This is a genomic window from Kitasatospora sp. NPDC007106 (assembly GCF_040634455.1).
GTDB lineage: Bacteria > Actinomycetota > Actinomycetes > Streptomycetales > Streptomycetaceae > Kitasatospora > Kitasatospora arboriphila.
This window is the reverse complement of sequence record NZ_JBEYFP010000854.1, coordinates 1-2,415: the sequence shown is the minus strand read 5'-3', so window position 1 is coordinate 2,415 and position 2,415 is coordinate 1. Positions and strand designations below refer to the sequence as shown.

The window sequence follows — 2,415 nt, the reverse complement described above, 5'->3', positions numbered from 1 at the left end:
TCATCCCCCCCACTCCTCCCCTACACCACCCACTTCCCCACAGCCCCCACAGCCCCCACAGCCCCCACAGCCCCCACAGCCCCCACAGCCCCCACAGCCCCCACAGCCCCCACAGCCCCCACAGCCCACCCGCACCCGGCCCCGGACGAGTCCGCCCGTCCGGTGTCCGACGGAGACCACCACCGGAGTGAGGCCCCGTGAGCGCGCTGCCGTTCCACGTCCTGCCGTTCCACGCCCTGTCGTACGAGGTCAGGCGGCTGCGCGGACTGCGCTCGACCTGGCTGATCGCGGCCGCCGTGCTGTCCGTGGGCGCGGCGGTGGCCGCAGTGGCGGCCCGGCAGCAGGCTCCGGGCCCGCTGTCGGCGGCGGCCGGGCTGCAGGCGGTCGCCGCCGTCGTCCCGCTGGTGCCGCTGCCGGTCGCCGCTCTCGGCGTCTGCCTGCTCGGCGCGCTCTCCTACGCCCACGAGGTCGGACACCCGGGCTTGCCGGCCTCCCGGGTCGCACTGTCGCGCCGGGTGGCGCTGATCCTCGCCAAGCTGACGGCGATCGGGGGGGCCGGCCTCCTGCTCACCGCCGTCACCGTCCTGGTGAACACCGCGGTGCTGTGGCTCGCCCTGCCCGCCGGCGTGGACGCCGGCGCACTCCTCCCGGGTGCGACCCCCGCTCCGGCCGCACACCAGGAGACCGTCGTCGCCCCGGCGTGGACGGCTTCCCCGGCGTGGGGGACCGCCCGGGGCTGGGAGACCGCCCTGGCGGCGGTCGGCCGGCCGTTCGGGGTGTTCGCCGCGGTGGTGGTGCTGGCGGGGTGGGCCGGCCTGGTCGCGACCTCCCTGGTGCGGCAGGCCGCCGCGGGGTTGGTGCTGGTGGCAGCGGTCGCCGTACCGGGGGAGCTGTTCGCCGGCCTGCTGCTGCGCCGGTCCGGGGGCGGGGTGGACGGGTTCGGCGGCCCGGCCGTCGTCCAAGGGCTGCAGATCCTTCCCGGCCTGCGGCTGCTACGGCCCCTGCCGACGCTGAAGACCTTGCTGCCGTTGCACGACGGGCTGGAGAGGTTGCGCGTCCGCGACGGCCGCGCGGTGGCCGAGGTCCTGCACCTGCCGCTCCCGTTGCTGCTCGCGCTGCTGCTGGTGCCGCCCGCCCTGGGGCTGGCGGCGGCGGTCGCGCTCCAGCTCCGGCGCCGTGAGCTGTGAGAACGGACGCCGTGAGCCGCGGGAAGGGGCTCGGCGACGGCCGCCCGTCCGCCGCCGGGCCATGACCGGAACTGGCGTCCGAGTGATCGAAAGAGGACGGTCTGCCTGATAAGAAGTCAATGATCCAGCCGCAGGCGATCACCCTTTCGTGTGCTTTTCACGAGAATCCTCAAGCCGGGTGGGGCGATCGCCGACAAAGGACGTGTGAGTACCCTTGCGCACCCCGCCATGACCACCGCCCGTACGGCCGACAGCATCGCCGCCGCCGAGATCGACCGCTTCCCCTACGCCGAACGGCCCGTCCCGCCCGCACCCCGCTGGGAGGGCGCCGAGTCCGAGCTCGGCCGGGTCGGCCGCAAGACCACCAGCAGCCGCGGTCGCGGCCTGCACGGCCAGCTGGTCCAGCAGCTCGGCCAGATGATCGTCTCCGGCGACCTCGGCGCCGACCGCCCTCTCGTCCCGGAGGAGATCGGCCAGCGGTTCGAGGTCTCGCGCACCGTCGTCCGCGAATCGCTGCGCGTGCTGGAGGCCAAGGGCCTGGTCAGCGCCCGGCCGAACGTCGGCACCCGGGTCCGCCCGGTCGCCGACTGGAACCTCCTCGACCCGGACATCATCGAGTGGCGCGCCTTCGGCCCGCAGCGCGACGAGCAGCGCCGCGAGCTGTTCGAGCTGCGCTGGGCGATCGAGCCGCTGGCCGCCCGCCTCGCCGCCGGCCACGGCCGGGAGGACGTCCAGCACCGGCTGGTCGAGCTGACCGAGATCATGGGCCACGCCGCCACCCAGGGCGACGGCCTCGGCTACGGCCGGGCCGACGCCGAGCTCCACAACCTGGTGCTGCAGATGGCCGGGAACCGCATGCTGGAGCACCTCTCCGGCATCGTCTCCTGCGCCCTGCAGGTGTCGGGCGGCCCCGGCTCCACCTGCGAGCGCCCCTCGGACGCAGCGATCAGCCTGCACGTCCGCCTGGTCGACGCCCTCGGCACGGGCGACGGCACCGCCGCGGAGACGGCCGTTCGGGCGCTGCTCACCGTCCATCCCGACATCGAGCACGCCGTCCCGGCCCCGCGCGAGCACTGAGCGGAGCGTCCGGACCAGGATCCGAGGCCGCACCCCGCGCACCCGAAGCCCGCGCCACCCGAAGCCCGCACGGCCGCACCAACCCGCACCACCCGGTGCCCGCACGGCCGCACCGACCTGCACCGCCCGGTGCCCGCACGGCCGCACCGAC

Annotated in this window: 2 protein-coding genes; both read left to right on the top strand. The window is 75.4% G+C overall.

Features of this window, described 5'->3' with window-relative positions:
* Positions 1–197: 197 nt before the first annotated feature.
* Entirely contained in the window at positions 198–1,187 is a 990-nt protein-coding gene (locus tag ABZ641_RS33255) for a hypothetical protein (protein WP_359987928.1), read from the top strand.
* A 204-nt stretch (positions 1,188–1,391) separates the two neighbouring features.
* Complete coding sequence (locus tag ABZ641_RS33250; RefSeq protein ID WP_344623255.1) at positions 1,392–2,264, top strand: FCD domain-containing protein; 873 nt, start codon at positions 1,392–1,394, stop codon at positions 2,262–2,264.
* Positions 2,265–2,415 lie beyond the last annotated feature (151 nt).